This is a genomic window from bacterium, assembly GCA_026398675.1.
Lineage (GTDB): Bacteria > RBG-13-66-14 > RBG-13-66-14 > RBG-13-66-14 > RBG-13-66-14 > RBG-13-66-14.
The window spans coordinates 1-26894 of record JAPLSK010000158.1 but is presented as its reverse complement, the minus strand read 5'-3'; the positions used below and the strand labels follow the sequence as shown (position 1 = coordinate 26894).

Annotated in this window: 29 protein-coding genes and 1 pseudogene; 20 read left to right on the top strand and 10 right to left on the bottom strand. The window is 64.8% G+C overall.

Annotated elements, in window-relative coordinates:
* The 3 genes from NTW26_04680 to NTW26_04670 form a co-directional block, all read left to right on the top strand.
* Positions 1-428, top strand: a 428-nt coding sequence (locus tag NTW26_04680) for a hypothetical protein (protein ID MCX7021564.1), incomplete at its 5' end; no start/stop codon positions are given.
* A gap of 165 nt (positions 429-593) precedes the next feature.
* Positions 594-1283: a Crp/Fnr family transcriptional regulator gene (locus tag NTW26_04675; protein ID MCX7021563.1), complete on the top strand. Its 690-nt coding sequence runs from the start codon at positions 594-596 to the stop codon at positions 1281-1283.
* Positions 1284-1322: 39 nt separating this feature from the next.
* A complete protein-coding gene (locus tag NTW26_04670; GenBank protein MCX7021562.1) occupies positions 1323-1751 on the top strand; it encodes a GNAT family N-acetyltransferase in 429 nt (142 codons plus the stop codon).
* Between the two features lie 115 nt (positions 1752-1866).
* Here NTW26_04670 and NTW26_04665 read toward each other — a convergent pair whose 3' ends face one another.
* On the bottom strand, positions 1867-2613 hold the full coding sequence (locus NTW26_04665; GenBank protein MCX7021561.1) for a methyltransferase domain-containing protein: 747 nt from the start codon (positions 2611-2613) through the stop codon (positions 1867-1869).
* A gap of 126 nt (positions 2614-2739) precedes the next feature.
* Here NTW26_04665 and NTW26_04660 point away from each other — a divergent pair, with 126 nt between their 5' ends.
* Positions 2740-3678: a carbamate kinase gene (locus tag NTW26_04660; protein MCX7021560.1), complete on the top strand. Its 939-nt coding sequence runs from the start codon at positions 2740-2742 to the stop codon at positions 3676-3678.
* On the opposite strand, the gene recF is transcribed toward NTW26_04660, so the two are convergent.
* Positions 3675-4784, bottom strand: coding sequence for a DNA replication and repair protein RecF (gene recF, locus NTW26_04655; protein ID MCX7021559.1), 1110 nt, complete (start codon positions 4782-4784; stop codon positions 3675-3677). The genes NTW26_04660 and recF overlap by 4 nt on opposite strands.
* A gap of 248 nt (positions 4785-5032) precedes the next feature.
* Here recF and NTW26_04650 point away from each other — a divergent pair, with 248 nt between their 5' ends.
* The 5 genes from NTW26_04650 to NTW26_04630 all read left to right on the top strand — a co-directional run bounded on the left by NTW26_04650 (position 5033) and on the right by NTW26_04630 (position 10689).
* Positions 5033-5407 (top strand): Hsp20/alpha crystallin family protein, encoded by a 375-nt coding sequence (locus NTW26_04650; protein MCX7021558.1) that lies wholly within the window; start codon positions 5033-5035, stop codon positions 5405-5407.
* A 59-nt stretch (positions 5408-5466) separates the two neighbouring features.
* Positions 5467-7818, top strand: a complete 2352-nt coding sequence (gene lon, locus NTW26_04645; protein ID MCX7021557.1) for an endopeptidase La — start codon at positions 5467-5469, stop codon at positions 7816-7818.
* A 135-nt stretch (positions 7819-7953) separates the two neighbouring features.
* The gene (locus tag NTW26_04640; protein MCX7021556.1) at positions 7954-8895 is read left to right on the top strand and encodes a calcium/sodium antiporter; all 942 of its coding nucleotides are present in this window, start codon (positions 7954-7956) and stop codon (positions 8893-8895) included.
* 133 nt (positions 8896-9028) lie between these two features.
* A complete protein-coding gene (locus NTW26_04635) occupies positions 9029-9967 on the top strand; it encodes a calcium/sodium antiporter (protein MCX7021555.1) in 939 nt (312 codons plus the stop codon).
* A 353-nt stretch (positions 9968-10320) separates the two neighbouring features.
* Positions 10321-10689, top strand: coding sequence for a hypothetical protein (locus NTW26_04630; protein ID MCX7021554.1), 369 nt, complete (start codon positions 10321-10323; stop codon positions 10687-10689).
* A gap of 253 nt (positions 10690-10942) precedes the next feature.
* On the opposite strand, the gene NTW26_04625 is transcribed toward NTW26_04630, so the two are convergent.
* Positions 10943-11524, bottom strand: coding sequence for a hypothetical protein (locus NTW26_04625; protein MCX7021553.1), 582 nt, complete (start codon positions 11522-11524; stop codon positions 10943-10945).
* A gap of 118 nt (positions 11525-11642) precedes the next feature.
* Between NTW26_04625 and NTW26_04620 the strand changes: the two genes are divergently transcribed.
* Positions 11643-13406 (top strand): hypothetical protein, encoded by a 1764-nt coding sequence (locus NTW26_04620; GenBank protein ID MCX7021552.1) that lies wholly within the window; start codon positions 11643-11645, stop codon positions 13404-13406.
* A gap of 7 nt (positions 13407-13413) precedes the next feature.
* Positions 13414-13836 (top strand): gamma-glutamylcyclotransferase, encoded by a 423-nt coding sequence (locus NTW26_04615; GenBank protein ID MCX7021551.1) that lies wholly within the window; start codon positions 13414-13416, stop codon positions 13834-13836.
* Here the strand turns inward: NTW26_04615 and NTW26_04610 are convergent.
* Entirely contained in the window at positions 13807-14058 is a 252-nt protein-coding gene (locus tag NTW26_04610) for a hypothetical protein (protein ID MCX7021550.1), read from the bottom strand. The two genes, NTW26_04615 and NTW26_04610, sit on opposite strands and share 30 nt — an antisense overlap.
* A gap of 113 nt (positions 14059-14171) precedes the next feature.
* Between NTW26_04610 and NTW26_04605 the strand changes: the two genes are divergently transcribed.
* The 3 genes from NTW26_04605 (at position 14172) to NTW26_04595 (ending at position 15148) form a co-directional block, all read left to right on the top strand.
* On the top strand, positions 14172-14432 hold the full coding sequence (locus tag NTW26_04605) for a hypothetical protein (protein MCX7021549.1): 261 nt from the start codon (positions 14172-14174) through the stop codon (positions 14430-14432).
* Between the two features lie 84 nt (positions 14433-14516).
* Complete coding sequence (locus NTW26_04600; GenBank protein MCX7021548.1) at positions 14517-14693, top strand: hypothetical protein; 177 nt, start codon at positions 14517-14519, stop codon at positions 14691-14693.
* 191 nt (positions 14694-14884) lie between these two features.
* Positions 14885-15148, top strand: coding sequence for a zinc ribbon domain-containing protein (locus NTW26_04595; protein ID MCX7021547.1), 264 nt, complete (start codon positions 14885-14887; stop codon positions 15146-15148).
* Here the strand turns inward: NTW26_04595 and NTW26_04590 are convergent, their stop codons facing one another.
* The gene (locus NTW26_04590) at positions 15149-16438 is read right to left on the bottom strand and encodes an MFS transporter (protein MCX7021546.1); all 1290 of its coding nucleotides are present in this window, start codon (positions 16436-16438) and stop codon (positions 15149-15151) included. It lies immediately after the preceding gene.
* 112 nt (positions 16439-16550) lie between these two features.
* Here NTW26_04590 and NTW26_04585 point away from each other — a divergent pair, with 112 nt between their 5' ends.
* Complete coding sequence (locus NTW26_04585) at positions 16551-18137, top strand: T9SS type A sorting domain-containing protein (GenBank protein MCX7021545.1); 1587 nt, start codon at positions 16551-16553, stop codon at positions 18135-18137.
* A gap of 142 nt (positions 18138-18279) precedes the next feature.
* Here NTW26_04585 and ispH read toward each other — a convergent pair whose 3' ends face one another.
* From ispH to NTW26_04560, 5 genes and pseudogenes are all read right to left on the bottom strand, one after another.
* Complete coding sequence (gene ispH / locus NTW26_04580) at positions 18280-19134, bottom strand: 4-hydroxy-3-methylbut-2-enyl diphosphate reductase (GenBank protein ID MCX7021544.1); 855 nt, start codon at positions 19132-19134, stop codon at positions 18280-18282.
* Between the two features lies 1 nt (position 19135).
* On the bottom strand, positions 19136-20080 hold the full coding sequence (locus tag NTW26_04575) for a radical SAM protein (GenBank protein MCX7021543.1): 945 nt from the start codon (positions 20078-20080) through the stop codon (positions 19136-19138).
* Positions 20077-20955, bottom strand: a complete 879-nt coding sequence (locus NTW26_04570; GenBank protein ID MCX7021542.1) for an NAD(P)/FAD-dependent oxidoreductase — start codon at positions 20953-20955, stop codon at positions 20077-20079. The genes NTW26_04575 and NTW26_04570 overlap by 4 nt, the downstream gene beginning before the upstream one ends.
* Positions 20952-21596, bottom strand: coding sequence for an isochorismatase family protein (locus NTW26_04565; protein MCX7021541.1), 645 nt, complete (start codon positions 21594-21596; stop codon positions 20952-20954). The genes NTW26_04570 and NTW26_04565 overlap by 4 nt, the downstream gene beginning before the upstream one ends.
* A gap of 60 nt (positions 21597-21656) precedes the next feature.
* Positions 21657-22482 (bottom strand): annotated as a pseudogene (locus NTW26_04560) (ornithine carbamoyltransferase).
* A gap of 156 nt (positions 22483-22638) precedes the next feature.
* Between NTW26_04560 and NTW26_04555 the strand changes: the two are divergent.
* The 5 genes from NTW26_04555 to NTW26_04535 form a co-directional block, all read left to right on the top strand.
* Positions 22639-23292, top strand: coding sequence for a protein-L-isoaspartate(D-aspartate) O-methyltransferase (locus NTW26_04555; GenBank protein ID MCX7021540.1), 654 nt, complete (start codon positions 22639-22641; stop codon positions 23290-23292).
* Positions 23293-23307: 15 nt separating this feature from the next.
* Complete coding sequence (locus NTW26_04550) at positions 23308-23739, top strand: universal stress protein (GenBank protein ID MCX7021539.1); 432 nt, start codon at positions 23308-23310, stop codon at positions 23737-23739.
* Positions 23740-23935: 196 nt separating this feature from the next.
* Complete coding sequence (locus NTW26_04545) at positions 23936-24736, top strand: hypothetical protein (GenBank protein ID MCX7021538.1); 801 nt, start codon at positions 23936-23938, stop codon at positions 24734-24736.
* 72 nt (positions 24737-24808) lie between these two features.
* Positions 24809-26638, top strand: coding sequence for an AMP-binding protein (locus NTW26_04540; GenBank protein MCX7021537.1), 1830 nt, complete (start codon positions 24809-24811; stop codon positions 26636-26638).
* A 52-nt stretch (positions 26639-26690) separates the two neighbouring features.
* Positions 26691-26894, top strand: a 204-nt coding sequence (locus tag NTW26_04535; protein MCX7021536.1) for a hypothetical protein, incomplete at its 3' end; no start/stop codon positions are given.

Here is a 26894-nt window from a genome sequence, read left to right as displayed (position 1 = left end):
GAACTGCGACCGTCGCTGATCTCGCTGTCTCGGGGATGCTCGAGCCGAAATGCGCGGAGATGTGTCGCACGCCGCCTGCGAGCGACGCCAAGCGCGGCGAGCCGCTCTCGCTGTTCAAGCACCAGGAGCAGCCGAAGTACCTGTACTACCCGGAGAATCCCGAGTGGATTTTCATGGACTACATCAGCTGGGGTGCGATGGGAGCCCCCGATAAGTTCGGTCCGTGGTTTGCCGATACGTTCTGGCATCAGGGTGACGAGATTCCGGGCTTCGCCTCCCTCTCCAGCACCCTGGGCTCCACCGGCGACGTGCAGGCCAAGGGGAACCTGGACGAGACCACCGGCGTTTGGTCGCTCGAGCTCAAGCGTCTCTTCGACCCCGGCAACGACGACGACACCAACTTGGCCCAGTTCGACCATTTAGAGTAGGCCTGTAGGGCGGCCCCTCTGCGGGCCGCCGCCAAACGACCGGTGCCTTCGGGCGCCGGTTTTTTTTAATGACCGGAGCCGCCCGATGGGAAAATACGGGTCCACCTGGGAAAAACGGCCTACTCCGGGTAGAATATATTCAGTGGCAGCAACGGAAGGTCGAAGATGACGTCCTCGTTCAATCTGAAGCGGATTCCCCTGTTCAGCGAGCTGTCGGAGTCTGAGTTGGAGCGGATTTACCCGCTCCTCAAGCGTCGCCGGTACAAAAAGGGTTACGCCGTTATCAAGGAGGGCGACCGGGGCGACGTCATCTACCTCATCGAGAAGGGGCAAGTCAAGGTCACCCGCCAGAGCCTGGAGGGGAGGGAGAAAATCCTCGACATCCTCTCCGACGGGTCATTCTTCGGTGAGCTCAGTGTCCTGGACGAAATGCCGCGCAGCGCCACCGTGGAGACGATGGGCGAAGTCTCCATCCTCACCCTGCACAAGAACGACTTTCTTCGGATTCTGGAAGAGATACCGCCGATAGCGGTCAAGATTATCCGCGTTCTCTCCCGACGCCTGCGGGCGGCCGATTCTCAGATCGAAGACCTCACGTTCAAATCCAGCCGGGAGAAAATCGAGTCCATGTTCATCAAGCTGCGCGACGTCCACGGGGTTCAGGACCACCGCGGCGTTCGCCTCGCCGTGGCCCTCACCCACCAGGAGCTGGCGGACATGGCCGGGTGCAGCCGGGAGACCGTTTGTCGGTACGTAAAGGAGCTCAAGGACTCCGGCTGCCTCGCCGTGGACTCGGACAAGCGCTACGTTTTCTTGAAATCCTCAGGCGGCGAAGCCGTAACCCGTAACCCGTAAACACGAGGTCGGTTTTCGATGGCTGCCCCGTCGGATCGGATGACGGAGAGGAGGCTCGAGACGGCCGATTACTACCGCCTCGTCTCCCTGTGGACCGCGGCCGGACTCGAGCACAAGCCCCGCGGACGTGACTCGCGTTCCGCCTTCGAGCGGCAGCTCACACAGGGCATGGTCGCCTTTTTCGGTCTGTTCCGGGACGGGGAACTCCTGGGGAGCGTTCTGGCCAGCCACGACGGGCGGAAGGGATGGATAAACCGGCTGGCCGTGGCCCCGGCCGAAAGGCGCAAGGGGCTGGCGCGCAGGCTCATCGGGGCGGCCGAGGAATGGCTCGCCTCGCGGGGGCTCGAAATTTACGCCTGCCTCGTCGAGGGCCGGAACGAGGGGTCCCGGGATGCCTTCGCCGCGTGCGGCTACGAGCCATACCCCGGGGTGATCTACCTGACGAAGAGGGTGCGCCCGGAGGTCTGACCGACAAGGGGTTTAACCGAGCGAAGCGAGCTATGCCTCTGGCAAAACCCCTTGTTCCTTTGTAAAAAAAGACGGGTTCCGGCCCGCTTTTTTAACCTCGTCCGGGGGTCCGAAGTCATTGCTTGACCGCCAAGAGGAAGAAGACGGGGAGAAACTCGAGGTAGGAGCCGTGCCTGGCCGCCAGGCGGGCGTTTTTCCACCAAATGCCGCCCGAACGGGGGTGAAGCTCCAGGCGGAACCTGAACACGCGGTCCAGCTCCTCCAGGTCTTCCGGATCATACCGCCAGGGCCGGGAGGCGAGGCCGTACTCGAGAACTCTCAGCCCCGCGGAGTCCGCCAGGACGGGTAGCCGCCTCCCGATGTAAGGGTCGCCGCCGGCGTGCTGGATGCTCCGGGCCAGCTTCTCGGCCATGGGTGTCCGACCGCCGGGCTCGGGGTGGGTGAGCATCCCGGCGTAATCCGGCTCGGCGGCTAGAATCAGATGCCCCCCCTTTTTCAAGACCCGCCTGGTCTCGGCGAGCGCCTCGGGGGGGGTGACCCACATGAGGCCGAGGTGGAAGATGACCGCCGTGGCGCACCCGTCGGGGAATGGCAGCGCCTCCGCCCGTCCGGCCACCCGGAAAATTTCCGGGTCGGCCTCGCGCAGAATCAGCGGGTCAACGTCCAGCCCGACGGTTTTCAGGCCCGGTCTGGTGGACTTGAGCTCCGAAAGAACCAGTCCGGTGCCGCATGCGACTTCGATGACCAGCCCCTCGCGCAGCGCGGCGCGGCGGGCCAAATACCGCCTCGTCCTTATGGTTTGGTCCGCCTGCCAGGCGAGGAAGTCCAGCCAGAACCGGGGGGGCTGTTCGGGTTGAGTCACGGTGGTTCGTCGGGTGAGCTCCGGGCCGTGCGGTTTTGCACAAGCAAGGGCATTTTAGTATAATCCGCCCGGTAAAGAAACCGGCTCCGGCCGGTGATTTTTGCTGATCCAGGAGGCGACTCGCCGATGCGCATCGTCGTAGCCGTGGGGGGGAACTCCCTCATCCGCGCGGGGCAGCGCGGCACGATGGCCGAGCAGTGGAAGAACGTTCTGTCCACCGCGGTGGCCATCTCCGACCTGGTCCGCGCCGGCCACCGGATACTCGTCACCCATGGGAACGGGCCCCAGGTCGGCAACCTTTTACTGATGGCCGAGAACTCGAAGGACATCCTGCCCGAGTTGTGCCTGGACTATTGGGGGGCCAACACCCAGGGCGGCATCGGCTACCTCCTGCAGAGCTCGGTGACCAACGAGCTCCGCCGCCGCGAAATCGCCGGTCGGGTGATAACCTTGGCCACGATGGTGGTGGTGGATCTCGATGACCCGGCCTTCGGAAACCCCACCAAGCCGGTGGGGCCGTTCTTTTCCCAGGAGGATGCGCAGAAGTACGCCCGCGAGAGGGACTGGTTCGTGGCCGAAGATTCGGGTCGGGGCTGGCGGCGGCGGGTGCCGAGCCCGCGCCCGGTGGACATCGTGGAAATCGACGCCATCGGCGACCTACTGGAGCGCGGCTATATGGTAATCGGGGTCGGCGGCGGAGGGATACCGGTCATCCGCCGGGCCGACGGAACCTACCACGGGATCGAGGCGGTCATTGACAAAGACTTGGCCAGCGCCCTGGCGGCCCGCCTCCTGGACGCCGAAATGATGGCCCTCTCCACCGACGTCAGTCACGCGGTCCTCCACTACGGGCGGACGGAGCAGCGCGATATCGGTCAGGTTGCCGCGGCGGAGATGGCCGGGTATTTGAGCGAGGGCCACTTCCCCCCCGGCAGCATGGGTCCCAAGGTGGAGGCGGCCCTCGAGTTCTTGAAAAACGGCGGGAAGAGGGCCGTCATCACCGACCCGGCGCATCTGGCCGCGGCGGTGGACGACCCCCGGATCGGCACGAGCATCACACCCTAATCCCCCTCGCCGGCGGGACGAATCTCGCCGCCCTCCAGCTCGTACACCTCCCCCTCTATCCCTAAGTGCTCCACGTCCTGGGGCAGGGCCGTCACGATCAGCTGCCCCACGCGCCGCCTCAGGACGGGCAGCAGGCGGCGGTTCGTCAGCTCGTCCAGCTCCGAGGCCGCGTCGTCCAAGAGGAAGACCGGGCGGGTGGCGGTGTGACGGGCGAGGAACTCCGCCTCGGCCAGGCGCAGGGCCAGAGTGGAGAGCCGGAGCTGCCCCCGGCTGGCGAACCTTCGGAGGTCCACGCCGTCCAGGCTCAGCCGGAGGTCGTCACGGTGGGGACCCGCCGTGGTGTGGCCGCGTCGCCTGTCCCTCTCCCGGTGCCGTTCGAAAATCGCCAAAAAAGGCTCGACGAGCCTTTCCGCGTCCAGGCGGGTCTCGGTCAGGCCGGATTCATAGCCCAGGCGCAGGTCGTGCTCCCGTTCGGTGAGCTCGGCGAAGGCGGGTCGGAGGAAGCCGGTCAGCTCGTCGGCGGCGCTCTGTCGGAGGGCGGTTATCCGGGCGGCCGATGCGGCCAGGGGCGTCTCCCAGGCCCGGACCTCGGCGGGGTCGTACTCCTCGGCCCGCAGCGCGGCGTTACGCTGGCGCAGGGCTTTGATGTATTCGCCCGCGGCGGCGGTGTACGACGGGGAGACCTGGCCCAGGAGGAGGTCCAGGAAGCGTCGCCGGCGGCCGGCGTTGCCCCGGACGGTGTCCAGATCCTCCACGGTGAAGCAGCAGACGACCAACCGGCCCAGGAGCTCCGACAGACGTTTGCACCGCTCGCCGTCAACGGCCGCACTCTTCCCCTCGGGCTCGAAGAGAAGGGCCAGCTCGTTCTTCTCCCCCTCCCGCTCCAGCCGGGCGCGGATGGAGAAATGCCCGGCCCCGTGCCGGACCAGGTCCCGGTCGTCGGCGAAGCGGAAGCTCCGCGCCGTGCCCAGGTAGTAGACGGCCTCCAGGACGCTGGTCTTTCCGCAGGCGTTGGGACCGACCAGGGCAAGTTCGCGGGCCTCGGTCCGGAAGCGGAGACGTTCGTAAAGGCGGAAGTGGTCCAATTCCAAGCCGGCGAGACGCATACCCGGAGTATAGCATACCGGGCGGTGGAGGCCCGACCGCGTAATGCGCTATAATGTGCCGGGGCGTGACTTAAGTTTTGCCAGAGGCATAGCTCGGTTCGCCGGGGGCGTAGCTCGCTTCGCTCGGTTCGCTCGGTTCGCCCGAGACGTAACTTCGTCTCGCTTGCGCGTTATTCCGTTTTCCGGCGGTGAACCAATTTTTTAAGACAAGGGGCTTAAGCCCCTTGCCCCGGCAAAGGCGGGTAAGCATGACGCCGCGGATTTCTTTCTACACCGAGGGGCGCTGGTCCGAGAACCACCCCTTCCCCTACCTCGACGTTATCGAGCTGGCCGACGGCTACCTGGTCCAGGTGGAGCTCGCCGGGGTGGACCCCGCGGCGGTCAACGTGCGGGTGGTGGGCGACGCCCTGGTCATAGAGGGCGCGAGGACCCCCGGCTACCCGCCGGGCGCGCAGAAGGTCCTTCGCATGGAGCTCGTCTACGGCCGGTTTCACCGCGAGCTTTTGATGCCCTTCGACGCGGACCCCACCCGGATAACCGCCCAGTGGACCAAGGGGATGCTTTCGGTCAAGGTTCCGCGGCAGACCGAGAGCTATAAAATAGACATCGAGGTGGAGGATTGACCCGGTCACTCGGCCGGTCCGGGGGACGAGCGATTTACATCCTTAAAAGGACTTAGGCGATGGCGCGAGACAAGCTTAAAAACTCCGAGGGGGACGTCCAGCTCGAACCGGGCGAGGCGAAGGTTTTCCCGGTTCTCCCCCTGACGAACCTGGTCTGCTTCCCCTACTTGCTCCTGCCCATCGGGGTGGAGGGCGCCAGGGACACGCGGTTGGTGGACCGGGTGATGCTGGGCGACCGTCTCATCACCCTCTTCACCGTCAAGGACTCCAAAACGGAAGAGCTCTTCAAGGTCGGCGTCCTGGCCATCATCCTGAAGATGCTGCGCATGCCCGACGATTCGATGCGGCTGTTGGTCCAGGGGTTGCAGCGGGTCAAGCGGGGCGAGGTGCTCACCGACGGGGAGTATCTCCGGGCGAATGTCTCCCCCCTGGAGGAGCGTGAGCCGGACACGGTCCGGGTCAAGGCCCTGCGGTCGAGCATCTTGGACGTTTTTCAGAGCCTGGTGAAGCTCTCGGGGCGCTCGGAAGACCTTGCGGTGGCCGCCCTCAACCTCGAGGACAATTCCCGCCTGTCCGATTTCGTCGCCACCAACCTCAACCTCGATGTCTCCGAACGGCAGGGCATCCTCGCCACCCCCAACGTGGAGAAGCGCCTGAACATGGTGATAAAGCTGGCGGGCAAGGAGCTGGAGGTGCTCCGCATCGGCCAGTCCATCCAGCAGGAAATCTCCGAGGAAATGACCAAGGCGCAGCGCGAATTTTACCTGCGCCAGCAGTTGCAGGCCATCCAGCGCGAGCTGGGCGAGGGGGAGGAATCGTCCGTCGAGTTGGACGAGCTCGCCGAGCGTATCGCCGCCAAGGCCTGGTCCGATGAGGTGCGGACGAAGGCCGAGCGGGAGCTCGAGCGGTTGCGCCAGATGAGCGCCGGCTCTGCCGAGTACGTCGTAGCCCATACCTACCTGACCTGGCTGTTGGACCTTCCCTGGGGGCACTACTCTCTGGACAGTCTGGACGTGAAGCGGGCCGCCCGCATCCTCGACGAGGACCACTACGGCCTCGTCCAGATAAAGGACCGCATCCTGGAGTTCCTGGCGGTGCGGAGCCTGGTCCCCGATGGGAAGGGGCCTATCCTCTGCCTGGTCGGCCCTCCGGGTACGGGGAAGACCTCCTTGGGCCGCAGCGTCGCCCGGGCGCTCTCGCGGGAGTTCGTGCGCGTTTCCCTGGGCGGCGTCCACGACGAGGCCGAGATTCGGGGCCACCGCCGGACCTACGTCGGCGCGCTACCGGGCCGGATTATCCACGGAATAAAGACCGCCGGCACCTCCAACCCCGTTTTCATGCTCGACGAGGTGGACAAGCTGGCCAGCGACTTCCGCGGCGACCCAAGCTCGGCGCTCCTGGAGGTCCTCGACCCCGAGCAGAACTGGAGCTTTCGGGACAACTACCTCGAGGAGGCCTACGACCTGTCCAAGGTATTCTTCATCACCACGGCCAACACCGCCGCCACCATCCCGCGGCCGCTATTGGACCGGATGGAGACCCTCGACCTCGCGGGGTACACCCTCGAGGAGAAGGTGCAGATTGCCCGGCGCTACCTGTTGCCGCGTCAGCTCGAGGCCAACGGTCTGACGAGGAAAAAGCTTCTCATTCCCGTGGGGACCCTGCGCGCCATCGCCGACCGCTACACCCGCGAGGCGGGGGTGCGCAACCTGGAGCGCGCCATCGGCTCCGTCGGCCGCAAGGTGGCCCGGAAGGTGGCCACCGGCGAGGTGACCGGGAAAGTCACCGTCAAGGCCGGGGACCTGGTGGAGTACCTCGGTTCCACCGTTTTCGAGCGCGAGCGGCGGAAGCGGACCGACATGGTGGGGGTGGCCACAGGGCTCGTCTGGACGCCCTTCGGCGGCGACATCATCTTCATCGAGGCGGTCCGGATGGAGGGAAAGGGCTCCCTGGTGCTGACCGGCCAGCTGGGTGAGGTGATGCAGGAAAGCGCCCGGATCGCGGTCAGTTTCGTCCGCAGCCGGGCGAAGCAGTTCAAGATACCCCCCGACTTCAACGCCGACTCCGACATCCACATCCACGTTCCGGCGGGCGCCGTGCCCAAGGACGGCCCCTCGGCCGGGGTGACTATGGCCACGGCCTTGGTGAGCCTCCTCTCCGGGCGGCCGGTTAAAAACGACCTGGCGATGACCGGGGAGCTCTCCCTGCGAGGCGACGTGCTCCCCGTGGGCGGGCTGAAGGAGAAGCTGCTGGCCGCCAGGCGGGCCGGAATCAAGACCGTCGTCCTCCCCGAGAGGAACCGGACGATGGTCCAGGACGCCTTCCGGGACGAGCCGACCGAGAGCCTGGAGGGCATGGAGCTACTCTACGTCCGCCGGGCCGAGGAAGCGGTGAGTCTGGCGCTGGAGTAAACCCGGTCGAAACCCGCCGTTCGCGTCCGAGCAGGACATCCGCCCCGGAAAAGCCCTTTTCCCGACGGAAAGGGGTATGTTATATTTGCCCGCTTGTAAATACCCGGCGCCGGTTCGGGAAAGGAACACACCCCGATGGTCTATTGGCTGGGAATCCTCTTGGGTTTCGCGGCGCTGGTCGGCGGGGCCGATCTCCTGGTGCGGGGGTCGTCGAAAATCGCCGCCGGCTTCGGGGTGCCGCCCATCGTCATCGGGCTGACCCTGGTGGCCTACGGCACCTCCGCCCCCGAGCTGGCCACCAGCACCACGGCCGCCCTCAGGGATTCCGGGGCCATCGCCATCGGCAACGTCCTGGGGTCCAACATCTTCAACATCGGCGTCGTGCTGGGATTGTCGGCGATGATGCGCCCGGTGGTCGTCGAGCACACCCTGGTCAAGCGCGAGGTGCCTCTTCTGGTCGGTATCTCCCTGCTCTTCCCCCTGTTTTTTCTGGACGGGACGATGGCGCGCTGGGAGGGGGCGTTGGCCCTGGCCGCGGGGATTGCCTTCACCTGGTGGTGTCTCAAGACCGCCAAGGCGCGCAAGTCGGAGCAGACGACGCCGGTGAAGATGACCCCCCGGCTGTGGGTGCTGAACGTCGGTTTCGTTGCGGGGGGGATCGTCGCGCTGATCTTCGGCGCCGATTGGCTGGTCGAGGGAGCCAAGGTGCTGGCCGCCAAGGCCGGCGTCAGCGAGCGCATCATCGGCGTCACGATCGTCGCCGCCGGCACCTCCCTGCCGGAGCTCGCCACCTCCGTCGTGGCGGCCCTCAAGAAGGAATCGGACATCGCCCTCGGCAACGTCATCGGCTCCAACATCTTCAACCTGCTGGTGATTCTCGGGGCCGCCTCGCTGCTCAAACCGCTCTCGACGGCCTCGAGCGTCCCCGGCCTCTGGTACGACTGCCTGGGGGGGATTATCATGGCGGCGCTGGTGCTGCCCTTCGCCCGGTCGGGGATGAAAATCGATCGCTGGGAAGGCTTTATCTTAATCGTGCTCTATATCGGTTACATCTTTTTCTTGCTCCTGGAGCACTAAACCGTCGCCAACCGGACGGTTACGGCTTCGCCGTCCAGGACAAGGGGCTTAAGCCCCTTGCCTTCGCCGTCACGGGTGCAATCAACGGAGTTTAGTTGCCTTTGTCATCCCGGCCGGGTAAAATCACCTACTTATGACCTTTTGGTTGGAAATCCTCGTCGGCTTCGCCGCCCTCGTCGTCGGGGCCGATTTTTTGGTGCGCGGCGCGTCGAAAATCGCCGCGGGCTTCGGGGTGCCGCCCATCGTCATCGGGCTGACCCTGGTGGCCTACGGAACCTCGGCGCCGGAGTTCGCCGTCAGCGCCACCGCCGCGATTCGTGGCGTGGGCGCCATCTCCCTGGGCAACGCCTTCGGCTCCAACGTGGTAAACATCGGTCTCGTGCTCGGCCTCTCGGCGCTCATCCGGCCCATCGAGGTCGAGGGCACCCTGGTCAGACGCGAGGCTCCTCTCCTGGTCGGTATCGCCCTCCTCTTCCCCCTCTTCTTCCTGGACGGCGCCCTGGCCCGCTGGGAGGGTTTGCTGGCCGTCGCCGGCGGAATCGCCTTCACCGTCTGGAGCCTGAAGACTGCCCGGCAGCGCGAGAACGCCCCGGAAAAATCCAAGCTCGGTCCCGGCGTCTGGCTTCTTTCCATCGGTTTTTGCGGGGCCGGAATCGCCGGGCTGCTCATCGGCGCCGACTGGCTCGTCTCCGGAGCGACGGAGCTGGCGCGCATCCTGGGGATGAGCGCGCGGGTGATCGGCCTGACCGTCGTCGCCGTGGGGACCTCCCTGCCAGAGCTGGCCACCAGCGTGGTGGCGATGATTCGGGGCCAATCGGACATTGCCGTGGGGAACGTCATCGGCTCCAACATCTTCAACCTGCTCTTCGCCCTGGGCGGGGCGGTGAGCCTGGCGCCGATTTCCCTGGCCGGGATGGGCTACGGCATCTGGGTGGACGCCGGCATGGGGCTCCTGCTGGCGCTGCTCATTCTGCCCTTCGCCCGGAGCGGAAAAATCATCGCGCGCTGGGAGGGGGCGGTCTTCCTGGCCCTTTACGCGGGGTACGTCACCTACCTGGTGCTGGCCGGTTGAAAATTTTTGTAATTTGCGCTAGATTGGTATAACTTGCATGAGGCAAGGGGCTTAAGCCCCTTGTTTTACCCCTTGTTCCATTTTTTTAACTCTGGAGGTGGCACGATGAGGTTGGTTTACAGGCTGATTTTAGTGCTGGCGCTCGCCCTCGGTGTGGGCTTCTCGGTTGCACCAGCACCCCCTCCGACGGGGACGGTGACGGGGGCGGTCACGGCCTGGGCTGGGCCCTGGACATCGCCGATCCCATCCGCGACGCCCAGCTCGCGGGCGGTTCCCTGATCGGCATCGCCAACGGGAGCATCACCGAAACGGGGGAGATCGCCCAGGACGGTGTCTGGATCCTATTCTACGGCATGTTGGATGTGAGCGCGGCGGAGGAGTTCCTCGTCGTCAACGTCTCTTACGACGGCTCGACGGTGGTTTACGACGAGAACGACATGGAGGATCAGGGCTACAATCCCGAAATCTGGGACTATTCCCAAGAAATTCCCGGATACCGGGACGCCGAGCCGTGGGTGACGGCCGCCCAGGACGCCCTCGACGCCGAGGGCGGCGCGGAATGGGCGCACCGCATCCTGGAGGTCTTCACCAACGACTTCGCGGATTACCCGGGGACACAGAACATGGCCTACTTCATGTACGTGGACGAGGATTACAACCCGGTGGCCTTCGTGCTGGTGGATGCAGACACCAACGAGGTTCTGGAGGTGCTCATCGTCTGATTGCCGCGTCGTGGTCCCAGTCTTGTAAAAAAAAGGGCGGCCCGAGGGTCGCCCGTCTGTTTGTAACTCGTAGGGGCCGACCTTTAGGTCGGCCCGCGGGCGGGTCTGGAGACCCGCCCCTACGTCATCGCTATTTGCACGGCATGGGCCGGTGTGAGGGTCGAGGTTGGGAGTGTAAATGCGGCGGGGACTAAAGTCCCCGCCCTACATTAGGTCGCCGAATAAAGATGCTACGAAACGTGGGTGCCCTATATCAGCGGAAATCCTCCACGTGGATTATCTCGCACGTCTCGGCGTCGAGGATGACCTTTGCCTTGTGCTCGTCAGGCTCCAGCCAGTAGTCCACCTGGACGATGAACCTGTCCGTCGGCTCGTACTCGTAGCGTCCCTGGCGGACCTCGTAGGAACGGTGGGTGTACTCGACGCCGCCGATGGCCTCGATGGCGCCGTCCGCCGCCTCGACCCAGGGGCCGGCGTCGGAGAACTCGGGCAGGGGCGTCTCGAACACGCATCTGTCCGCGACGTACTCGGTGTCGCCGGAGAAGCGCACGGCGATCCACAGGCCGTCGGCGTCGGCCAGGGCGCCGGGCTCGGCGAAGAAGAAGCTATAGAACGACTCGTCCTCGACGAGGAGCCCGCCGGAGTCCACGAAACCGGCGTAGGCGTAGGTTTCTTCCCCGCCGGGCAGCTCCGCGTCCCGGACCTCCTCGGCCAAAAGGCGCGCCCAGCCCAGGCTCAGGTCGGGGTACTCCTCGGGTCCGTCGCCGGTGTTCCCGTCGCAGCCCGGGAGAAAGGCCAGAGCGAAGAATACTGCAATTGCAAGCGCCGTCCTCATCCCGCCTCCTTTAGTTCAGGGGCAACCTTACGTCCGTCGCTGTTCCTTGTCAACGCCCCTTGCCCCGGGCAGGCCTTTGGGATAAAATCAACTTCTCCACCCACGCGGGAGTGTCAACGTGCGCCGCCTGTCCACGGTCATCCTCGCTTTCGCTTTTTTTGCCGCGCCCGCGGCCGCCCAGTACTCATTCGAGCTGCCCAGGATGGAGGCCACGGTCGCCGTCAACCGCGACGGCACCTGCGACCTCTACTACGCCGTCACCTTCGTCAACCGCTCCGTGACGCAGCCCATCGACATCGTGGACATCGGGATGCCCCGGGACACCTACGACCTGGAGACGGCGGCGGCCTGGATCACCCCGCCCGTCGCCTCCGATTCCCTCAACTACCGCGACCCCGACGCCGTCAACGCCTACACCCAGTCCTGCACCGACAACGGGACGCTCATCCCCGTTTCCGAAATATTGACCAGCGAATACGTGGACCCCGGGGTGGAAGTCCACCTGGCCCCGTCCATTTTCGTGGGCGAGCTCGCGACGCTCATCTTCCAGATAAGGGTCCACCACATCGTCTACCCTGATTCGGAAAAAGAAGATTACGCCTCGGTGGAGTTCGCCCCGACGTGGTACGGAGCCGAGTACGTTCAGGGCACCGAGGATCTGACGCTGAAAATCGTCTTCCCGGCGGGGGTCACCCCCGAGGAGACGGTTTACCACCAGCGCAAGTTCGACTACACCGGCGTCCTGGGCGAGGGGGATAGTCAGCAACTCGTCTTCTACTGGCACGACCCGGCGGCGCCGACCGGCCAGCAGACCGAAAACGTGGGGGTCAGCTTCCCGCGCAAATACCTCGACGCGGACGCGGTGTACGAGCCCAGCGGCCTCGAGGAGTTCTTCAAGGGGCTGTGGGGCTTCATCGTGGGCATCTTCGAGACCGTGGGCTGGTGCCTGGTGCCCATCGCCTTCTTCGTCCTTTCCGCGGTTTTATCCTTCGCCGGCCGTCGCCGTAGGCGGCTCAAGTACCTGCCCCCCTCGGCCTCGGTGGAGGGAGTGGGGATCAAGCGCGGCCTGACCGCCGTCGAGGCGGGGATTGTCCTGGAGCTCAAGCTCGACCGCGTCCTGAACCTCGTCATCTTCGGCCTGTTGAAGAAGGGACGGCTGGAGGTCACCAGCCGCGATCCCCTGCGGCTGAAGGCCCTTCCCGCGCCCCAGCCGCTGGGCGCCGACGCCGAGACGGAAAAGCTCCGCCCCTACGAGGTGGAATTTCTCGAAGGCATAGACGATATCGGCACCCTGAAGCAGGTCGAGGTCCGCAAGGTCTTTGTAAACCTCATCAACGCCGTGAACAAGAAGATGAAGGGCTTCTCGCGGCGGGAGACGAGGGACTACTACCGCGCGATAATCACCAAGGCCTGGAAGCAGGTGGAGGAGGCCGGCAACGATAATCTCAAGGTGGAGAGCTGGGACCGGGACCTGGAGTGGGTGATGATGGACGAGGACTTCGACGGGCGGACCCGCCGCGTCTTCGACGACGTGGTCATCGTGCACACCCCGTACTGGTGGGGTCATTACGGGGGTTACTCGGGGGCGCCGTCATCGGGCGGCGTGGGCGGAGCGGGCGGAACGCATGGCGGCGCCCCGGATCGGCTCCCGACCCTCCCCGGCTCCAGCTTCGCCAACGAAATGACCAAGGGGGCGACCGGCTTTGCCGGATCCCTCATGGGCGACGTGGGCTCCTTCACCGGCGGCATAACTTCGGTGACCAACCCCATTCCGGTGAGCACCTCGTCGGGGGGCGGGGGCGGGGGAGGGGGCGGCGGGGGATGCGCCTGCGCGTGCGCTTGCGCCGGGTGCGCCTGCGCCTGCGCCGGAGGCGGACGGTAGCGGACGGATGACCGATCCCGACGACGTATTCGTGTACGGTACGTTGAAAAGCGGCGAGCGCAACGCCGCTTCGGTCGCGCCGGTCTTCCGCGGGGCGGCCGTATTATTTAAAGGGCGCCTGTTCCATCTGCCCGCGCCGGTGGGGTACCCCGTCTTCTACCTGGACGGGCCGGGGCCGGTTCACGGCGAGCTGTTGCGCTTCGCCGATCCGCGCGCGGCCCTGGGGGAGATGGACCGGCTCGAGGGCCGCCCCGGCCTCTTCACCCGCTCCGTGGTCGAGGTCGTCCGCGGTGGTGAGCAGGCGACGGTCTGGGTCTACCACTTCTCCTCGGATCGTCCGGTCCCGCCCGGCGCCTTGCCGGTAACCGGCGGCGACTGGCGCGCGGCCGATTTTCCCGACTCACCTATCGTTGCGGGACATCAACAGTAGCGCGGCCAGGATGGCCAACAGGCCGGCCCACCCCATGTAGACCGACACGCTGTAAAGGGTGGGGCTGGTGAAGTCGAAGAGGGGCAGGAGCTCCGAGAGGAACCAGGCCGCGCAGCCGGCGGCCAGGACCAGGAACGGCAGCCCCCTTCTTTTGGACCAGGCCAGCGCCGCGGCCACGGCGATGAGGAAGGTGAGGATTTTCGGCAGGTACTGGATGAGCACGGGTCCTCCGGCGGCTGATGCGTGCTTGCCCCCATTATAGCAATTTGCTATACTGCTGTGGTTCGATGTTCACAGAGCTAATTGCTCCACCAAAAAGTGAAGGGGAGGGGTATATGATAACCATCGACCTGGTCGCCGTTCTGCAGTGGGTGATCGTTATCCTGATCGGCGGAGCCGGCGTCCTCGGTCTCATCGCCTGGTTCTCGACGGGCAAGCTCAACGTGGCCCTTCTGGGCATCGCTACGCTGCTCTTGGCGGTTTGGACTATCCTGCCCATCTTCAAAGTCAACGTCGAGGTTCTCACCTACATCACCATGATCGGCGCGCCGCTGTTGTACATCGTCGGCTTTATTCTGACGATGAAGAAAGACTAGCGCGGGCTCGATGGTTTCCGGCGGATCGTTTAATTGGGTGCTGGTGGCGATTTCCGCGGCGGCCGCGGCGGTGGGAATCGCCGCGTGGATCCGCCACCGCGGGAAAGTCCCTCTTTTCCTGAACGGATTCTCACGCCCGAGGCGGCGGCTGAGCTGGAGCAAGTCACCAAGACCGTGTACGAGATTGTACCGGTTCTCCTGGTGCTCGTCCTGGCCTCGTTTCTCACCGCGATGGTGCTTATCTTCCTGAAAAAGGAGTAATCCCCGTATTACCCGAAGAAAGGGCGGTTGTTGCCGCCCTTTTTTAATTGATTATTGAAATGCCTGAGACTATTTCAAAGTATTTTACCATGCGTGGGTCGCATTGTACCGTTATTTCAGTTTACACCCCGGCTTGGAATCGGGCTCGAAGCCTGCTATACTGCCGTAATACGTTCGCCAAAGGAGCGCCCATGAAACGCCTCATCCTCCTGGCCCTGCTCCTCGCCATGGCCTTCGCCGCCGACGTGCTCAACGCCGCCGAGGAAATCTGGGAGTGCCCCAACTGCGGCGCGAACATCCCCGCCTCGGCGGACGACGTGGAGATTACCTGCCCCAACTGCGGACACCACCTCCAGTGGTACATGTGCGACGCCTGCATGGGCGAGTTCGTGATAGACTCCGCCTGGACCACCGTCGAGTGCCCTTTCTGCGGGGCGAAGCACGACCTGCATTAATTACTCTGCCGAATCCGCCGCGGGGGTGACCGGAAGGTCACCCTTTTTTCGGGCTCTTTCCACGCCGAGAAAGACGACCAGCCCCGCTGTCACGAGGAGCCCCATGGTCGCCAGGGCCAGCCGGTAATTCACGGGCGCGATTCCCCGCCCCAGAAGGGTTATCCCGCCCCAGATGAGCGGCCCGACCACGGCCGCCGCCTTGCCCGCCAACGCCAAGAGGCCGAAGAACTCCCCCGCCTTTTCCTCGGGCACGAGCCGCAAAAGCATCGGCCGAATCGCCGTCCACACGCCCGCCATCAAGAACCCGGTCAGCGCCCCCACCCCGTAGAAAAGGGTCATATCCGCCGCCAGGGCTCCGACCCCAATCGCCGCTATCCAGCCCACCAGCGTGAGGATTATCACCCGCCGGGGTCCGATCCGGTCGGTCAGCCACCCCCACACGAGCCCTCCCGCGATGGCCGCCAGAATCCCCGCCACCAGAATCGGCTTTTTCTCCTCGTCGGGCAGGCCCAGCACCATCTGGATGTAAACCATCATCATGCTGATGACCGTGTGGACCGCTTCGAGAAAAAGAAACGCCGCCAGCAGGTACCGCCGGAGGCCGGGGTAAGCCGCCGTGTCTTTGAAGACCTGGACGTAGCGCTTCCAGATGCCTTCCCTCGGTTGCGGCTTGGGCTTGCTCCGGTCCTTGACCCACAAAAGGCATGGAATCGCCAGAATCCCGAACAGTACTGCGGTGGGGATGAAGGCGGCGGTGCGGCCGGTGAATCCGGGGATGACCTCGCTCTGCGTCAGCGGGAAGATGGCGAGAAACGCGACGATGGAGCCCAGATAGCCCAGCGCCACCCCGAAGCCGGAGATTTTTCCCTGGAGCTCCCGGGGCGCCAGGGACGGCAGGAGGCTGTTGTAAAAGACCTGGGCCGCCTGGAAGCCGTAGTTGGCCGGGATCAATAGAAGCATCACCAGCCCCACCCGCGCCCAGAGCGCCAGTCCCAGATTCACCGCCACCCCCATCAGCGCCGTGGCGGAGACGGAAAGAATCGTCAGCCAGCGCAGGGGACGCATGTGGTCCCCCCGCTCGTCGGCCACCGCGCCCAAGTACGGCGTGGTCAGGCCCACCAGGAGCATGGAAAGCGAGAAGGGAATCTGAAAGGCGAGGTCGGGCAGGCCCTGGTCGTTGATCAGCCACTGGGGCAGGAAGAAGGTGATGATGGACATACTGAAAATCGTGTTGGCGAGGTCGTACACGCCCCAGGAAAGAACCTCGCCCTTGCGGATTTTCGATGCCATCACCCTCCCGTTTTTGGGTATTTTACACGAAATCGGCTCCGTCCTTGCACGCCCCCCAAAATTGGGCTACATTTAGGGGGAGGTTGGTTCCTCCCTTTCGAATCGGTTGGACATGAAACCTTCGCTCATCGCTCTCATTCTCGTAACTGCAGCTCTGGGACAGTACATTGATGACTTCCCTTGGTCAGACCCTATTTACATCATTGACAGTCCCCACGGCGAACTTGATCCAGTTGCTAAATACACTCCAAGCGACGAGATGTTTGTTGTCTGGTTCAGCGGTTGGCCCACTGTCTACTATGATGTGAGTTACGCTCAAGTTGCAGAAGATGGAACTCTAACCATTCCACCCACACGCATCTTCGAAGATGGCATTGATGATAGATCGCCTACCGTAGCGATAGATTCTCAAGGCCATGCCCACATTTTCTGGAGAAGAAACACAACAGGTTTATCCGATATTTGGTACGCACAGATTGACACTGCTAACGGATCCTGTTTGGTTAATCCGAAGCTCCTCATCACTATGCCGGCAGAGCCGGAAAACCTTTACATGTACGCCGTCCCTGACAATGGAAACAATATCCATCTCTTGTACTGCATTAGCGAGTGGGATGGTTTAAAATGGTGGGAGTCACCGCAACACGCCAAGATTGCTCCAGATGGAACGTTGTTAGGCTACAACCACCGCATCGCGGAGGACTCGGGATACGAACTCATTGCCACCTGGGGTGAAGGGATTGCCGTTGATTCGGACGGGAATGTGCACGTCGTCTACACCTTTGATAGGAGCCGTCTCAACGGTATGGAGGACTATTCCGTAGTTTACAGAAAGATTGATGGTGATGACGGTACTCCTCTCACACCTATGAAAGACCTTGGTTATCCTGGGAAGAATGGGGTACAAGCTTACGAGCCATCCGATTATATGCCTGCAATTTGCGTGGATTCTCAAGACCACGTTCACATTGCTTGGGTCCATGATGAAGACTACGTAGCTTATGTGGCATACATTATCCTTGATAAGGATGGGGATACGGTACGTGACCGCCGCATCGTGTATTCAGACGAAGATGTCGGTTTCGGACAGAAGAACTTCTTTGTATCGAACAACGGTCGCATTATTCTTTTTGCCAATTATGTGAATGGAATAGGTGTCTTAGAATTCAACGAAGAGGGTGATCTGTTAAGGGATCCGGTTCTATTAACCGACGTAATGATTGGGCACACGCTACAGGGACCATTTGGTTGTGTGGGAGATTCCGGACATTATCGCGTGGTTGGAGAATATCCTGAAACATCGGATGATATAGATGTACTTTATGTATATCAAACGGAGGATTGGGCCGCCGATGATCCTGTTCTAAGCGCTGATTCAGCGAGTGACGGCATCCTCCTCTCCTGGCGGGAGGAGGGAGAGCTGGTCGGCTCCACGTGGTTCACCCTCTACACCCCGTACCCCTGCCCGGCGACGGACCGGGTGACCCTCAGCTACTACCTCCCGGAGGGCACCAAAAACGTAGAGCTCTCGCTCTACGACCTCTCAGGCCGGCTCGTAGCGTCCTACGTGAGCATCCCCACCGCCCCAGGCCGCCACGAAATAGCCTACGACACCTCGGTGCTGCCAGCCGGCGTGTACCTCGTCCGCCTTTCCACCGATACCGGCGCCCTAACCCGGCGGGTGGTGATTGCGCGGTAGATCTAAGTTGCCGTAGGGCGGGGTTTCCTAACCCCGCCGCTTTTTTTAAGGCAGCCCTCACCCCGACCCTCTCCCACAGGGAGAGGGGGAAAACGTCGAGCGGGGCTTGAGTACCCCGCCCGTTTCATATCGCTCTCACGGATTAGAAACTCCGCAGGCGCTCGACGACCTCCTCGATTATCCAATCCGGGGTGCTGGCGCCGGCGGTGACCCCGACCCGCGACATCCCGGCGAACCACGCGGGGTCGAGCTCTTCCGCCGTCTCGATGTGCCACGCCTTGCCTCCCTTTTCGCGGCAGCGCTCGAAGAGACGGGTGGTGTTGGCCGAGTTGCGCCCGCCGATGACGACCATGCCGTCCACCTTATCTAAGAGCGCGAGCATGGCGGCCTGGCGTTGAGCGGTGGCGTCGCAGATGGTGTTGTGGGCCTTCAGCTCGTCGGTTCTCTTCAGCAGCTCGCCCACGAGCCGGACGTACTCCTCCTCGATCTGCGTCGTCTGGGCCACGGCGCCGATGCGCTGGGCGCGCTTCAGTCGGGCCACGTCGGCGGCGGATTGGACCACCACGGCCCCCTCGGCGCCCTCGCGCAGGCCCGAGTCGGCCCAGGCGACCAGCGCCCGGACCTCGGGGTGTTCCGGCTCGCCGACGACGACCACCCGGTATCCCTCGGCGGCGAGTCCTTTGGCCAGCTTCTGCGCCCGTTGGACCAGGGGGCAGGTGGCGTCCACGACCTCGAACCCCCGGTCCCGCAGTTTCTCCAGAACCTCCGGCGGGACGCCGTGGCTGCGGATGAGCACCGCCCCGACGCGGGCGGCGTCGAGGTCCTCGATGACCCTGAGCCCTGCCTCGGCCAGCCGGGACACCATCTGCGGGTTGTGGATTATCGGACCCAGGCTGGACACGCCCCCGGTGTGGGTCTGCGCGGCCTCGAAGGCCACCTGGCAGGCGCGCTTCACCCCGTAGCAGAATCCGGCGGCCTGGGCGAGGATGACCTCCACGTTAAATCCTTTGGAGGGGGTAGGTGTAGCCGTCGTCCAGCTTCTCGCGGGCGTCGAGGTGGCGCCGGAGGAGCTGGCCGCAGTTCGAGCCGATGCGGTCCTCCTCCCGCTCTCCGATGCTCAGGAGCACCCGGTAGCCGGCCTCGGCGAGGCGGTCGAGGATCTCGTACCGCTTCCCCGGCTCGTCCGGCTCGATGTAGGAGGCGAGGCCGTGCCGCCGCGCGCCGTAGGTCGGGTTGAGCGGGGTGAACTTTAACAGGAAAAGCTCCGGATCGAAGTGGTCCAGCATCACCGCGGGGTCCACCGGCGCATCCCGGCCGAGGGCGAAGTTGAGGGTCACGCGGCGGTCGCCCTCCCGGTGAAATGCTTCCGTGTACCGGGCGATGTCCCGAAAGCCCCACTTCTTTACGGGGATCAGCTGGTCGCGCAGCGCCGCGTCGGTGGTGTGGATGGAGAACTGGAGCTGGAAGCGGCCGTTGGCGAAGAGGACGTCCTTTATCCCGGCGGTTTTTTCGAAAAATTCCTCCGTCCCGCGCGGGGCCACGGTGGAGATCGAGGGCAGGAGCCCCGGCGCCTCGTACCGGCCCGGCAGCCCGCGCAGCACGTCGAGGACGGCCGGGTTGAGCGCCGGCTCGCCCAGGCGGGCGAACTGGACCTTGAATTTCTTCGCCGGGATCCGCCCGTCGGGGTAGCGGCGGCGGACCAGGAAATCAATCTGGGAGAAAATCTCGTCGGCGGTCAAAGTGCCCCGGTAGTCGCCCCCGGCGTCGCACATCGGGCAGCCCACCGGGCAGCCCAGGAGGGTGGAGACCAGGAGGACCCACTTATCCTCGCGGGGCAGCGGCGGCTGGACCGACTCCACGAATTCGACGAGCCGGCCTGAGCCCAGGTCCGCCAGAAAGACCCGGGCCACCTCGTCCGATCCGCTGGCGGCGATTATCCTCATCGCGATTCGTCCAAATCGTTGGCGATTGTCATGGCCGCTCGGACGCCGTCCCCCACGGCGATGGCCGCCTGGCGGCACCTTCCCCCCGCCGCGTCTCCGATGACGTGCAGCCCCGCGGCCGGCCGCCCGTTCCCATCGGAGAGGTCCGGGGTGAGGAGACCCAAGTCGGGCTCCCGACCGACGGCCAGGAGGAGGTGGTCGGCCTCGAGGTCCACCGTCGCGCCCCCCGCGGTGCATTTTACCAGAAGGTGGCCGTCGGCGAAGGTGAGCCTTACTGGGGAGGTTTGGGCGCGGTAGCTTATCCGGGGCTCCCGGGACGCCCGGCGTTCCAGTAGCGGGAGGCAGCGGGTCCGCGGGCCCCGGTTCAGAATCGTCACGTCGTTGGACTCGGCCAGGCTCAGGGCGTAATCGAAGGCGGCGTCGCCCGCGCCGATTATCAGAACCTTCCGCCCGGCGAGACCGCGGAGGGGATAAACCTCGGTGTGGACCCGGTCGGCGCACTCCGGCGGGACCGGGGGACCGTCCCAGGGCTTGGGGCGGGTGCCGGTCGCCAGCACCACGTGCTCCGCCTCGTACCCGCCGCCGGTCGTTTGAAGACGAAAACCGCCGGGGCGCCTCTCCACCCCCATGACCTCCTCGGAAATGGGGAATATTCCGCCCTCCCCGAGTTGGCGCAGGAAGAGTTTTACGAGGTCCGGGCCGGCAATTCCACCGGGGAAGCCTGGATAATTCTCCACCCGATGGGCGTTCCAAAGGAGGCCACCCGGGCGCTCCCGTTCGAAGAGGAGGAATTCGACGCCGTGCCGGGCCAGTTGAATCGCGGCGGCGATGCCCGCCGGGCCGCACCCCACCACGGCCGCGCGGGCGGTTTTCACGAATCCACCCCCAGTAGTCGAAGGAGGTCCCCCGTCAAGAGCGGAACCGCGAAGCCGTGGGACAGCGTCAGGAGGCTGGCGCGGTGGAGCTCCTCGGTGTAAGTGGCGGTGGCGTCCACGGGGAGGTAGATGTCGAAGCCCCTCACGAAGGCCGAGCGGGCGGTCGTCTCGCAGCACAGGTGGGTCATCACCCCGGAAACGACGACACCGCGCACGCCCCGCCCCCGGAGGATTTTTTCGAGGTCCGTCCCGTAAAAGGCGTCGTACTGGGTTTTTACAATGATTTGTCCCCGCGCGTTCAGCCGGGGGTCCAGCTCGCCCATGGGGTCGCCGTCCTCGATGAGGTCCCGCCACCAACGGCCCATCGCGCCCGCGTTTTCCCGCGTGTTGGCGTGCCGGGTGAGGACGACGTTCTTGAAGGCGGCGGCCAGGGCGTTTATTTGCGGAATAATGGCCGGGGCGCCGTGGATGAAGGCGTGGGAGCTCTCATCGAGGAAATAACGCTGCATGTCGAGGATTAAAAGGGCGGTCTCGTCGGCCGGAAGTTTTAGGGGCGGCTCCCGCCGGTAGTCGTCGGCGGCCCGGAGGAGGGCGGCGGCCCTCTCGGCGATATTTTTCGGAGTGAAGTACGCTTCCTTCATGGGTCTTTTCTACGACAAGGGGAACGGCGGCACCGTCCCCCTCCCCGAAATCCGGCCGTTCTATCGCATCGTCATCGCCATCACGGCCTTCTGGGCGTGCAATCTGTTCTCCGCCTGGTCGAAGATGGCCGAATTGGGCAGGCGGCTCACGTCGTAGGTAAGCTCCTCGTCATAGATGGCCGGCAGGCAGTGCAGGATGACGGCGTCGGGCTTGGCGAGGTGGAAGAGCTCGGCGTTCAGCTGGAAGGGGCGGAATAGGTCCTTCGTCTTCGTGCCCTTCTCGCCCATGGATTCCCAGACGTCGGTGTAGACCACGTCGGCGTCCTGGACGGCGTCCCGGGGCCGGTTGCAGATGGTCAGCACGGCGCCGTGTTTGGGGCCGTTCTCCATCGCCCACTCGATGACCTCGTCGTACTCATCGGGCGACTTTTGGTCCAAAATCTCCGAGGGGCAGGCGATGTGGACGTTCACCCCGAGCTGCAGGCCGCCGAAAATCAGGCTGCGGGCCACGTTGAACCCCGGCGTGCCGGGCTAGCTCGGTCACTATTTCGTGGCCGAAGACGCGGGCCATGATGCCGTCCACGTATCGGGAGAGGACCGTCGCGATGTCCTCGGTGGTCTCCCGCTTCCCGAGCTGGATGTCGTCGGGGCCGAGGTATACGGCCCGGCCGCCGAGTTGGGCCATGCCGACCTCGAAGCTGACCCGGGTCCGCAGCGACGGCTTCTGGAAAATCATGGCCAGGGTCTTGCCGGCGAGGAGCGGGTGTGGCTGCCCCCGGAGGTGCTCCAGCTTGAGCTGGTAGCCGGTCTCTACGAGCTGGAGAATTTCCTCGGGGGTGAGGTCCCTCAGGGAGAGGAGATGACGCCCGCGCAGGTCTACGGCCAAGTTGAACCTCCCGTGATTCTCTGCATTCGAGGGCAGTATAGAGAGGGGAACCCCACCTGTCAACAGCACGGCGCGGCGTGGAAAGCGGACCGATTCTCTGGTACACTAAAAATTCGTTGTAGCGCGCGCGAGCCCATTCAACGGTTCGGGGGACAGGTGGAGCGCCGGAACTCCCTCGCCGCCGCGCGGGGCCGCATGGTCGAGCGGCAGCTCCGCGTCCGGGACATTCGGAACGAGCGGGTTCTCGCCGCGATGGGCGAGGTGCCCCGGGAGCTCTTCGTCCCGAAATCGGAGGCCTGGGCGGCTTACGAAGACCGCCCCCTTAGCATCGGCCACGGCCAGACCATCAGCCAGCCCTACATCGTGGCGCTGATGACCCAGCTCGTGGAGCCGGGGCCGGGGAAGCGGATCCTGGAGATTGGCACCGGTTCCGGCTATCAGGCGGCCATTCTGGCGGAGTGCGGGGCGGAGGTGTTCTCCGTCGAGGTCGTACCCCAGCTTCACCGCTGGGCCCGGGTGAACCTGGAGACCGCCGGGTATGCCGACGCGGTTCACCAGAGGCTGGGAAACGGTTATTCAGGCTGGCCCGAGGAGGCGCCCTTCGACGCGGCCCTTCTGACCTGCTCCCCCCTGGAACTGCCCGAGGCCATCGGCGCTCAGGTCGCCCCGGGCGGGAGCATCGTGGCGCCCATCGGCGGCTACCCCTTCCAGGACCTCGTCCTTTTCAAGGTCACCGGGAAGGGGCTGTCCGAACGCCGGATAACGGGCGTCCTCTTCGTGCCCATGGTGGATGCCGACCCGAACACTTAAAAGGTGAGGTGGGGCTTGTTCAAGAAAATCCTCATCGCGACGGACGGCAGCGAGTACGCCGTCCACGCCGCCGAGGTCGCCCTCGACCTGGCGAAGAAGACAGGCGCCCGAGTCCTCGTGCTCTCGGTGATAGACACGGGCATTCTGGGCGATTTCAGAGACGAGTCGGAGACGGAACGCGCGAGGGTGGAGCGGGACATGCGCCTGGCCACCGAGGGGAACGTGGAGTACATCCTCAAGCTCGGGGCGGAGGCCGGCGTGGAGACGACGGGTTACGTCCTCGCCGGCAGGCCCAACATCGAGATAGTCAACCTGGCCAACACCGAGGTGGTGGACCTCATCGTCCTCGGCAGACACCGGCGGCGGAGCATCGGCCGCATCATGAAGAGCGACCTGGCTGTCCGGCTCATGGAGGACCTTGACTGCTCGGTACTGGTGGTGGTCTGATGCGGGCGGTCGGGTTGTTTGTCCTGGTTTGCCTCTTTCCGGCGGGCGCGAACCCGCTGCCGGTGCCGCGCGACGGCGGGGGCTCCACGCCGCCTGTGCCGGAGACCTCCACCTTCGAGACCGACACCGTGTACGGGGACGGCGGTTACTACCGCGTGGACGCCGTCCGGAGCGGCTCCGATCCCCTCAACTCACCGTGGTCCGGGGGCTCGACGAGGACCTCCTCTCCCTTCCGCTGGAGCTGGACGGCGAAGGATACGCGGTCGAGTCGCTGCGGCGCCGGTACGGTTGGTTCGTCTCCTTCGGGGAGGTCCGGCTCTACCGGTTGGATGAGGGTGCCCAGGGCGGTCGCGTTCCGGTGGACGTTTACCCCGACTCGGACGAGTCCGACTTTTACGGGGAGAGCCTGAGCCTGGAGGACTACACCGGCGACGGACGCCCCGAGGTCGTCGTCCCCACCAACACCGGCGGGAACGACGCGCTCATCTGTTGCGGTCTCGTCGTCCTGGAGCCCACGCCCGCCGGCTTCCGGGAGCTCTTCCGCTCACCCGTGCTGGCCCCCCTGGCGGCGGACGCCGATTCCGACGGGGTCACCGAAATCTTCACCTTCACCGCCTACGCGTCCAGCTTCGTCGTCGGACGGGCCTACCGGGCGAGCTTCATTGACCGGGTGTACGCCTACGACGGCGAACGCTACGTTCCCGGAGAGCTCGCCCGTTATGGGGACTATATCCTGGGGCGAGCGGCCGAAGACGAGGGTTACTACGACGACGACCTGCTCGGCGATTACCCCGAGGCGGTCCTGCGCGACGGCCAGTCCGTTCTGGCCCAACTGGCGGCGGCCGGGCTGGACGACGAGTACGACCGCTGGTGGGAAGAGCACCGGGGGGAGCTGCGCGAGGCGACCCTTTCAATCCAGGACGGCGACTGGGGCGAGGTCGAGCGAGCCTTCTCCTCTCCCGAGTCCCTTCGCGCCGAGTGGGCGGGTATGCACTGATCGAACCACACCGTTTAGAGGCAAGGGGTTTAAACCCCTTGTCTCCATTTCAACCTCTATGACGGAGGATGGATGACCGAAAGCGCCTGCGTGCCGGACCTTCTGGCTTATCCCACCACGGTGGCCGAGCTGGTTGACCACCGCGGGGAAAGCTACCCCGACGCGGATTTCCTCCTGGGCTACTTCGACGGCGGGCTTAAATCCGTCGGCGGCCGCGAGTTCGCCCGGCGGGTTCTGGCGGCCAACGCCCACCTGCGGGGGCTCGGCGTGGAGAAGGGCGGGCGCGTGGCCCTTCTCTCCTCCAACAAGCCGGGCTGGGGTATCGCTTTCTGCGGCGTGGTCCAATCGGGCGCCGTGGTCGTGCCCATAGACCCGCTCCTGACCCCCTCGGAGTACGGCCACATCCTGCGCGCCAGCCGGGCCCGGATCCTGGTCGCCGAGGAGAAATTCTGCCTCGACGTGGACGAGCACCGGGACCGCTACCCCGACCTGGAGCACGTCATCGTCCTCGACGCGTGGGACCCGGCGCTTCCGGGCCGGCCGGTCCCCGACGTCGAACCCCCCGCCACCCGGCCTTCGCCGACCGACACCTGCTCCATCCTCTACACCTCCGGCACCACGGGCAAGAGCAAGGCGGTGCGCCTGGAGCACCGCAACGTCGTCGCCAACATCAAGCAGCTCTACCAGCGCGTCCACACCGGCCCCGGGGATACATTCGTCAGCGTGCTGCCGCTCTTTCACACCTTCGAGAGCACGTGCGGCTTCCTGATGCCGCTCTATTCCGGCGCCCGGATCATCTACGCCGCCAGCCTGAAGAGCCGCGACATCATGGCCGCCATCCGCGACGGGGAGGGCACCCTCATTCTCGGGGTGCCACTTCTCTATGAAAAGCTCCTGGCCGGAATCCACGACGCCGTTAAAAAGCAGCCGGCGCTCAAGCGGGCGGCCTTTTCGGCGAGCCTGGGGATGGTGAAGGCCGGGCGGTCGGTGCTCAAGGCCGACTGGGGGCGGGGCATCTTCCGGGGTCTGCGCGAGAAGGCGGGTTTTGGCAAGATGCGGATAATGATGTCCGGCGCCTCCGCCCTGGATCCCGACGTCGCCCGCGGGTTCCACCTCCTGGGGCTCCCGCTCTCCCAGGGCTACGGGCTCACCGAGACCAGCCCCGTGGACGCGGTGGATTTCGCCGGCACGGAGAACCTGCGACCCGCCTCCGTGGGGCCGTGCCTGTGGGGCTCGGAGGTGATGGTCCTGGAGCCGGACGAGGAGGGACGCGGGGAGCTCTCTTTCCGCGGGCCCCAGGTCATGCCCGGCTACCTGGACAACCCCGAGGCCGACGCGGCGGTCTTCTTCGAGGCCGACCCGCCGACGGTGAAAAATTTCAGCGACCGCCTCCTCTACGCCGCCGGGCCGGGGGTGGACCGGGTGCCGCCCGAGCACCGGAAATACTGGTTCCGCACCGGGGACATCGGCTGGATTGACGCCGAGGGATACGTTTACATCGCCGGGCGGAAGAAGAACGTCATCGTCACCGCCGCCGGCAAGAACGTCTACCCGGAGGAAATCGAGGAGAAGCTCTCCCGCAGCCCCTTCATCGCCGAGTGCGTGGCCCTGGGCCGCCGGAACGAGAAGACCGGCCGCGAGGACGTGGCGGTCGTCATCGTGCCCGACTACGAGCACTTCGAGCTCAACGCCCGGGAGAAGGGCTACGCGCTGGACCAGCACAAAATCCGCGAGACCCTGCGCCGCGAGGTGGGGCGCGTCAATGAGCAGCTCGCGCCCTTCAAGCGCATCAAGGACTTTCAGCTCCGCGACGAGGAGCTCCCAAAAACCTCCACGAAGAAGGTCAAACGCTACCTCATGGAGGGCGAGGCGGTCCCGGCGCCGCCGTCCAAGGGGGATTGATTTTTTGTTATACTGCATTCAGGAGTTTCATCTTTTTGCACGGGAGGGCGGCATGAGGTTGCGCTACCTTCTCCCCATCCTCTGCCTGGCGGTCATCCTCGCCGGCTGCGGGGGGGAGACCGAGCTCGACGACCAGTCCTACGCCAAGTTGACCGTGGACCTCATGAAGGCCGGCTTCAAGAGCGCCGACGCCGACGAGGTTTTCCAGGACTACGGCGTCAGCCCCAAGCAGTACGAGGATTACGGCAAGGCGCTG

What these genes read in the sequence shown, in the direction of transcription:
- NTW26_04650 (MCX7021558.1), top strand. Translation starts at nt 5,033, where the DNA reads ATGACGCCGCGGATTTCTTTCTACACCGAGGGGCGCTGGTCCGAGAAC.
- NTW26_04670 (MCX7021562.1), top strand. Translation starts at nt 1,323, where the DNA reads ATGACGGAGAGGAGGCTCGAGACGGCCGATTACTACCGCCTCGTCTCC.
- NTW26_04590 (MCX7021546.1), bottom strand. Translation starts at nt 16,438, where the DNA reads ATGGCATCGAAAATCCGCAAGGGCGAGGTTCTTTCCTGGGGCGTGTAC.
- NTW26_04625 (MCX7021553.1), bottom strand. Translation starts at nt 11,524, where the DNA reads ATGAGGACGGCGCTTGCAATTGCAGTATTCTTCGCTCTGGCCTTTCTC.
- NTW26_04565 (MCX7021541.1), bottom strand. Translation starts at nt 21,596, where the DNA reads ATGAAGGAAGCGTACTTCACTCCGAAAAATATCGCCGAGAGGGCCGCC.
- NTW26_04675 (MCX7021563.1), top strand. Translation starts at nt 594, where the DNA reads ATGACGTCCTCGTTCAATCTGAAGCGGATTCCCCTGTTCAGCGAGCTG.
- NTW26_04615 (MCX7021551.1), top strand. Translation starts at nt 13,414, where the DNA reads ATGACCGATCCCGACGACGTATTCGTGTACGGTACGTTGAAAAGCGGC.
- NTW26_04595 (MCX7021547.1), top strand. Translation starts at nt 14,885, where the DNA reads ATGAAACGCCTCATCCTCCTGGCCCTGCTCCTCGCCATGGCCTTCGCC.
- NTW26_04630 (MCX7021554.1), top strand. Translation starts at nt 10,321, where the DNA reads ATGTTGGATGTGAGCGCGGCGGAGGAGTTCCTCGTCGTCAACGTCTCT.
- NTW26_04575 (MCX7021543.1), bottom strand. Translation starts at nt 20,080, where the DNA reads ATGAGGATAATCGCCGCCAGCGGATCGGACGAGGTGGCCCGGGTCTTT.
- NTW26_04660 (MCX7021560.1), top strand. Translation starts at nt 2,740, where the DNA reads ATGCGCATCGTCGTAGCCGTGGGGGGGAACTCCCTCATCCGCGCGGGG.
- NTW26_04585 (MCX7021545.1), top strand. Translation starts at nt 16,551, where the DNA reads ATGAAACCTTCGCTCATCGCTCTCATTCTCGTAACTGCAGCTCTGGGA.
- recF (MCX7021559.1), bottom strand. Translation starts at nt 4,784, where the DNA reads ATGCGTCTCGCCGGCTTGGAATTGGACCACTTCCGCCTTTACGAACGT.
- NTW26_04540 (MCX7021537.1), top strand. Translation starts at nt 24,809, where the DNA reads ATGACCGAAAGCGCCTGCGTGCCGGACCTTCTGGCTTATCCCACCACG.
- NTW26_04605 (MCX7021549.1), top strand. Translation starts at nt 14,172, where the DNA reads ATGATAACCATCGACCTGGTCGCCGTTCTGCAGTGGGTGATCGTTATC.
- NTW26_04640 (MCX7021556.1), top strand. Translation starts at nt 7,954, where the DNA reads ATGGTCTATTGGCTGGGAATCCTCTTGGGTTTCGCGGCGCTGGTCGGC.
- NTW26_04635 (MCX7021555.1), top strand. Translation starts at nt 9,029, where the DNA reads ATGACCTTTTGGTTGGAAATCCTCGTCGGCTTCGCCGCCCTCGTCGTC.
- lon (MCX7021557.1), top strand. Translation starts at nt 5,467, where the DNA reads ATGGCGCGAGACAAGCTTAAAAACTCCGAGGGGGACGTCCAGCTCGAA.